At 39.9% G+C, this 1,202-nt stretch carries 1 protein-coding gene; it reads left to right on the top strand.

Features of this window, described 5'->3' with window-relative positions; all coding sequences use genetic code 11:
- Positions 1-109 precede the first annotated feature (109 nt).
- Positions 110-1,182, top strand: a protein-coding gene (locus tag QUA74_RS29765) for an ISKra4 family transposase (protein WP_333336377.1) whose coding sequence is annotated in 2 segments (ribosomal slippage) — positions 110-263 and positions 263-1,182 — 1,074 coding nt in all. Because the reading frame shifts where the segments join, the coding sequence is not laid out codon by codon here.
- Positions 1,183-1,202: the final 20 nt, after the last annotated feature.

Genomic DNA, 1,202 nt, shown 5'->3' with positions numbered 1-1,202 from the left:
GGGAGCATCCCACTTTGGCGATCAGTATAAATACTCAGGCAATTGTCTGGCTAAGCTGATGGCATAATAGAAAGCAGATAAATTACCATAATCCAAAATCCAAGTTAGCATGACCCCAGAAGAACAACAGAAGCTCAAAATAAATCTCCAAGAAATAGCAGAGATCCTTTATAAGAATACCCCAGTAGACAATCTACAAAGCTTTGAATCCGTAGAACTGAGTGTGAGGGAACATTTAATTAAGACAGTAGCACCAGAAATTAGCGGTTTTTTTTTCACTCGGCGGGGGGAAAAGGTTCGGGAAGAAAAAGAACCATAAAAAGTTGTGTAGGAGAAGTAACTCTATCGAGCAAACAAGCCCAAAGGCTGGGAGTGAAGAAGGGAAGTCGCCTGAGTCCGAATCTGGAGAAATGTTGTTTATTATTAGTGGGAAATGAGTCTTTTGCCAATGCGGAGAGAGACCTCAAAATGTTGACAGGAATTTATGTACCCCACAGTACACAACATCGGCTATTAGAGCGTTACAAATTGCTGCCGCCTGAAACTACTGAGAAAGTAGAAGCATTGAGTATAGACGGAGGAAACGTCAGACTAAGAACTCCTTTAGGAGAAGAAAGTGTCTGGAGGAATTATAAGGCAGTTAAGTTACATGGTCAAGTAGCAGCAGCCTTCTTTCAAAATAATGCAGATTTAGTGGCGTGGGTAAATAGCCAACTTCAAAGTGAAGTAATAACTTGTTTGGGAGATGGTCATGATGGAGTGTGGAATCTGTTTAATCAAATTGGGACTACAGAGCAAAGAAGAGAGGTATTAGATTGGTATCATTTGAGAGAAAATATACATAAAGTAGGGGGGTCACTCAAACGACTCAGAAGAGTCGAGAGCCAACTGTGGCAAGGGTCAACAGTAGAAGCTATAGCCGAATTTGTAGGAGTGAGAGCTAAAGAAAGTAAAAATTTCCAGAATTATCTCCGAAAACATCAGTCAAGAATCCCAGATTACCAGAATTATCAAAATCAGGGTATTGATATTGGTTCGGGAGCTGTAGAGTCTTTAATTAAACAGATTGGAGCAAGAATTAAGATTGTAGGTGCACAGTGGAACGAAAAAAATGTGCCTCAAATTTTAAGACTCAGATGTGCATATTTAAATAATGAGATTAAAATGGGTAGGTATGCTTAGTTAAAAAGCGGGATGCTCCC

Source organism: Microcoleus sp. LAD1_D3 (assembly GCF_036702135.1).
Lineage (GTDB): Bacteria > Cyanobacteriota > Cyanobacteriia > Cyanobacteriales > Microcoleaceae > Microcoleus.
The sequence above is the reverse complement of the archived record's forward strand: the minus strand, read 5'-3'. Positions and strand labels throughout refer to the sequence as shown.